Raw genomic sequence first — 5259 nt, forward strand, 5'->3', positions numbered from 1 at the left:
CCTGACGGCAGGGGCGGCCTCGGCGGCGGTGCCGGCGACGACGGCGGAGAGGGCAACGGTAGCGGAGAGGGCGGCGGCAGCGATCAGGGACTTGGTCATGACGGTGGCTCCTTCCTGTTTCTGCGATAATCATTATCGCGATATGTAACTCGATACAGAGGCCCCGCGGCCTTGTAAAGCGATTTCTTTATCGCGATATTGTTTTTCGAGATCTGGGCCCGCGAGGCCCCTGGAGGATGCCGATGACCGATGCCCCGACGCTGCCGCTCGACGGCCAGCTCTGTTTCTCGATCTATTCCGCCTCGCTGGCGATCCAGCGCGTCTACAAGCCGATGCTGGACGCGCTCGGCGTGACCTATACGCAATATCTCGTGCTGAGCGCGCTCTGGGAGCGGGACGGCCTGACGATCGGGGCGATCGGCGAGCGCCTCGCGCTCGAGCCGAGCACGATCACGCCCGCGGTCAAGCGGCTCGAGGCGGCGGGCTTTCTCGCCCGTCGGCGCAGCACCATCGACGAGCGTCTGGTCGAGGTCCATCTCACGGAGAAGGGCAGGAGCCTGCATCCCAAGACAGGGTGCCTGACCGATGCGCTCTTGCGCCATTCCGGCTTCGCCGTGCCCGAGATGATCGAGCTCAACAGCCGCGTCCAGGCCCTGCGCCAGGGCATGCGCGACGCAACCGGCGCCCACCAGGCGGCCGGAGCGGAGGGCGTGGAATGACCATGTGATCGACCGCCCGGCGCTATCGCTCCATCGCCTCGAGATTCCCGAGCACGCGACGGAGTAATGCGATCAGCGTCTGCAGGTCTTCAGCCGAGAGACCACGCGTCATCTCTTCATTGCTCTGCTGAAGGATCGCCCGTCCCGCCGGCAGGCGGTCGCGTGCCTCCTGCGTCAGCGAGATCAGGCTGCTGCGGCGATCGGCCGGATCGGGCTCCCGCCGGATGATGCCGTCACGCTCCATGCGCGCGAGAAGCTGCGCCATTGTCGGCTGTTCGACCCTTGCCCAGCGCGCGAGCTCGGTTTGCGATCGACCGTCCCCGTCTTTCAGGGCGGCCAGCACCGGAAGCTGAGCGGTGGCGAAACCAATCTTTCCGAGGCGTAGATCACCGATCCGGGCCAGGCCGCGCGCGATCCGGCTGAAATAATGGCCGGGATAGGCCATCGGGTCCCAGTCCTCGGATGTCATTGCATAGGCTCCTATGTTGTTATATAGGCTCCTATGTATATTGAGGATCCTGTCATGACAACCAGACCGAAAATCGCGATCATCGGCGGCGGCCCCGGCGGGTTGATGCTCGCCCGGCTCCTTCTGTTGCGCGGGCTTCAGCCGACAGTCTTCGAGCGGGATCGCCATGCCGGTGACCGGCCACAGGGTGGCTCGCTCGATCTCCACGCCGAGACCGGCCAGCAGGCTATCGCCCGGGCTGGGCTCGAAGCCGAGTTTCGCGCCGTGGCGCGGCCCGAGGATCAGGGCGACCGGCTCTATGACCAGAACGGCACGCTGTTGTTCGACCGCGACGGTGCCGGAGACAATCGACCGGAGGTCGACCGGACCGCCTTGCGCCAGATCCTGCTCGGCTCGCTTGCGCCCATGACGCTGCGTTGGGCGAGCAAGGTCGATGCCGTGACACCGATCGAGGCGGGCGGGTTTGATGTCGTCGTCGACGGAATCTCGGAACGCTTCGATATCGTCATCGGTGCGGATGGGGCATGGTCGCGTGTCCGCGCCCTGCTCTCCGATGCCCGGCCGCTCTACGAGGGGGTAACGCTGGTCGAGTTCGGCTTCGCTGCCGAACGCCATCCCGACGTCGATGGGTTGGTCGGGAGCGGCAAGATGTTCGCCGTCGGCGACAATCGGGTGCTGATCGCGCAACGCAATGGACACCGCCATATCCGCGGCTACGCGGGTCTGCGTCTTCCCGAGGCGGAGGCGCGCGATTGGATGTCGCTCGGCGACGATCGCATCCGGGCAATGCTGCGCGATCGTTTCGCAGGTTGGGCGCCGTCCCTCGTCCATCTCATCGACAGTGGCGAGCTTATCGCCGTCCGCCCGCTCTATGCGCTGCCGATCGATCATTCCTGGCAAAGCAGGGTGGGGCTGACCTTGCTTGGGGACRCAGCCCATCTGATGTCGCCCTTCGGCGGCGAGGGCGTGAATCTGGCGCTCGCCGATGCCGTCGACCTGGCAGACGCGCTGACAAGCGGAGATGGATGGGGCGCGGTTGCCGCTTACGAAGCCGCGATGATGCGACGGGCGAGACCTGCCGCGGAAGGCGCGGCCGAAGGACTGGCTGGTGCGGTGTCGGCCGAGGGCGTCGCGGCCGTTCTGGATCATTATCGCCAGCGGGTCGAAGCCTGACATGCTCCTGGAGGCATTCATCGGCCCGGACTTGACGAGCGCGATCTGGCGACGCTGTTGATTGCGGCGGCTTCCGCTTAATCTCGGCCGACCCGAAGATTGGCCGGCGGCGAGAAGCCGACAGCTCCGGCAAGGCGAAGGCGGCGATGGTGGCATTTCTGATGGATGGCCCGGCTGAGGCGAGGACAACGATCCTCCTGGCGCATGGCGCGGGGGCTCCGATGGATTCCGCTTCGATGACGGCCAACGCCGGCGCTCTGGCTGCGGCCGGTCTTCGCGTGGCCCGGTTCGAGTTCGGTTACATGGCAGGTCGGCGGACATCAGCTGGTCGAAAGCCACCGCCGCGCGCCGAAACCCTGATCTCGGAATATGCCGCCGCCATCGGCGCGCTTGATTGCAAGGGACCGCTCATCATCGGCGGCAAATCGATGGGTGGACGTGTCGCCAGCATGCTGGCCGACGAGTGGCACGCATCCGGCCGGATCGCCGGCCTGCTCTGCCTTGGCTATCCCTTCCACCCGATCGGCAAGCCCGAGCAGCTGCGCACGGCGCATCTCGAGACCATGAAGACGCCGACGCTGATCGCCCAGGGGACGAGGGACCTGTTCGGAACGCGCGAGGAGGTGTCGGCTTACACGCTCTCCAGCGCCATCGAGATCCTCTGGCTCGACGATGGCGATCACGACCTGAAGCCGCGCAAGGCGGTCTCGGGCTATTCCATCGACGACCATCTGAGGACGCTGTCGAACAAGGTCGCCGCCTGGGCGGATAGCCTCACGGCATAGGGGCACGGCCGGCGCGGGCAGGGGAAGCGGCGCGACCCCGGGCCCGGCGCCGCTTCGTCGGTCTGGCCGGCCTCAGGTTCCGTCCGGCCCGCTGCTTTTGAGTTCCCAGGTCAGGATCGCGAGAGCCAGGTTCTCAAGCTCCAGCTCGGCCATCGGATGGTGGGCGGCGGCGTGGAGATCACGCGCCCTGGCGCAGGCGCGAATATAGTCCGCCTCCGAGCTCAGCATCACGGAGCGCCGGTTCGGGTAGCCTGGCGCGCGGTTCCGCCGGCGGTCGGGTCGCTCTTCACGCATGCATGGCCATGCCGGTTCGTGAGACGATACTGCTCATGCCTTAGAGTGAGGCCGGTTCACGCCAATCGCAACCCCGAGATTACCATTGGGCGCGAATCGTCCAACGGCACGCGAATTCGAGGGCGTGCTTCAGCCAGGACGCAGGTCCCCGCCAGGGCATCATCTCTCCGGAGTGGGCGAGGGCGGTTCCGATCAGGTCCCGCCTATTGACGCACCAGGATGATCTCGGAGGTCTGCAGGATCGGGCCGCCGGGCGTGAGGTTATCCGCGACGGTCATCCGCAGGATGCCGCGGCCGTCATTCTGGATGACCATCGCGGCCTGCGTGTCGCCATTGACCGGGCGCGGCCACTCGATGCGAAGGTTCAGGGTGTCGCCGCTGCGCGTGCCGCTGAGCCGGGCGGGGCCGATCCGGGCGCCGGTATAGGTGCCGTGATAGGTGCCGGAGCGCGGATCATAAGTGACATCGATCGCGACCGGGCGCACGAAGATCAGATAGGCGCGGCAGCTGCCTTGCGCGCTGATCCGATTTTCGGTGGGCCGCCCCATGATCGAACAGGTCACGTGCCGCGGCTGGCTGCCGCCGTCGCGCTGGACCTTGCCGGAGCCGGACCAGTCGCCGCGAAAACGCTCGAGAAAGTCGGATTCGGCAGCGCGGGCAGGATTGCAGACGAGGATGACAAGGAGGCAGCACAGGCAAGCCGCCGCGATGCCGCAGCGTGTCGCCCTGCCGATGACCCGGTGCTGCAGGATCGCCCTGGAAGCCAGTTGGACCGGAATGCCGGGCGTAAGAGTGTCCGCGACCGTCATGCCGAGCCTCCCCGGCTCTGGCTGCCTTGAGCCCGGCTAGCGTCTGGAGCCTAGCGACTGCGGCCCTCTCAACGGGCCCGGCAGGGCCGGTCCTCGTTCACGGGCGCCTGATCACGGCAGGGGTGTTCGCTCCCGCAGTCAGCCTTTGCGCGGCGAGCACCACCTCGAGGCGGTTGCGCGCGTTCAGCTTGGCCATCAGATTGGTCATGTAACCCTTGACGGTCTTGGCGCTGAGCGACAGCTCGCGGGCGATTTCGTTGTTCATCTTGCCGAGCAGCAGCAGATTGACGATCTGCTGCTCCCGGACGCTGAGCCTGTTGCTGACCGCCTTCTGTCTTTCGAGGGTCTTTTCTTTCAACGCACAGATCAGCTTGGTCGCGAAGGAGGGCGTGACATAGACATCGCCTCGCTGTGCCGCCTGAAGAGCCTGGAAGAGGTCTTCTCCGGGACTGCCTTTCAGGACATAGCCCTTGGCCCCGGCATCCAGCGCCCTGATCGCGTCTTCCGTGCTGGCCGAGGCGGTGAACACCACGATCTTCGTCTCAGGAGCGATCTTCAACGCGTCCGCAATCGCCTGGAAGACATCCCCCGCCATGCTGAGATCGACGATCATCTCATCCGGGCGATGCGTTCTGGCGATCGGCACGATGTGATCTGCGACAGTCCCCGTCGCGGCGAGCATGAAACCGCCCCAGCGTTTCAGCAGCACGGCGATCCCCTCCATCAGCATGGGGTGATCATCGACGATCGCAACCGAAAGGTCCGGCATGGCTGACCTCTGCACTCTACCCCCAAGCCTGACCGGATGGTTGCGTAGTCAACGCTCTTTGTAAATCCTCTCAAAATGAGAACAATCTCGATTCAATCGGGTCGACAAACCTGTCTTGCTAAACCTTAGGTAGAAGAGTTCCGTTTTCTGCGCCTGAGGTTGTGGCTGGCGGCAGGCGGGAGGGCATTCTGCCGCCGCTGCGGCGGTCACCCGGGCCGGCTGAGACCAGCAATGGCAATCT

The 5259-nt window shown here is 65.6% G+C and carries 7 protein-coding genes; 3 read left to right on the plus strand and 4 right to left on the minus strand.

Features of this window, described 5'->3' with window-relative positions:
* Positions 1-242 precede the first annotated feature (242 nt).
* Positions 243-719, plus strand: coding sequence for a MarR family winged helix-turn-helix transcriptional regulator (locus AC1DRP_RS34640; RefSeq protein WP_441504709.1), 477 nt, complete (start codon positions 243-245; stop codon positions 717-719).
* Between the two features lie 22 nt (positions 720-741).
* On the opposite strand, the gene AC1DRP_RS34645 is transcribed toward AC1DRP_RS34640, so the two are convergent.
* Positions 742-1188, minus strand: coding sequence for a MarR family winged helix-turn-helix transcriptional regulator (locus AC1DRP_RS34645; RefSeq protein WP_441504708.1), 447 nt, complete (start codon positions 1186-1188; stop codon positions 742-744).
* Between the two features lie 54 nt (positions 1189-1242).
* Between AC1DRP_RS34645 and AC1DRP_RS34650 the strand changes: the two genes are divergently transcribed.
* Together AC1DRP_RS34650 and AC1DRP_RS34655 are read left to right on the plus strand one after the other, a co-directional pair.
* Entirely contained in the window at positions 1243-2361 is a 1119-nt protein-coding gene (locus AC1DRP_RS34650; RefSeq protein WP_476770907.1) for an FAD-dependent oxidoreductase, read from the plus strand.
* A gap of 146 nt (positions 2362-2507) precedes the next feature.
* Entirely contained in the window at positions 2508-3146 is a 639-nt protein-coding gene (locus AC1DRP_RS34655; RefSeq protein ID WP_441504706.1) for an alpha/beta hydrolase family protein, read from the plus strand.
* A 72-nt stretch (positions 3147-3218) separates the two neighbouring features.
* Here AC1DRP_RS34655 and AC1DRP_RS34660 read toward each other — a convergent pair whose 3' ends face one another.
* From AC1DRP_RS34660 to AC1DRP_RS34670, 3 genes are all read right to left on the minus strand, one after another.
* A complete protein-coding gene (locus AC1DRP_RS34660) occupies positions 3219-3440 on the minus strand; it encodes a hypothetical protein (RefSeq protein WP_069876938.1) in 222 nt (73 codons plus the stop codon).
* A 203-nt stretch (positions 3441-3643) separates the two neighbouring features.
* Positions 3644-4249 carry a hypothetical protein gene (locus AC1DRP_RS34665; protein ID WP_441504705.1) on the minus strand — a complete coding sequence of 202 codons (606 nt, stop codon included), beginning with the start codon at positions 4247-4249 and terminating at the stop codon, positions 3644-3646.
* A 97-nt stretch (positions 4250-4346) separates the two neighbouring features.
* Complete coding sequence (locus AC1DRP_RS34670) at positions 4347-5018, minus strand: LuxR C-terminal-related transcriptional regulator (protein ID WP_441504704.1); 672 nt, start codon at positions 5016-5018, stop codon at positions 4347-4349.
* Positions 5019-5259 lie beyond the last annotated feature (241 nt).

It is taken from the genome of Allobosea sp. 01N443 (genome assembly GCF_056399325.1).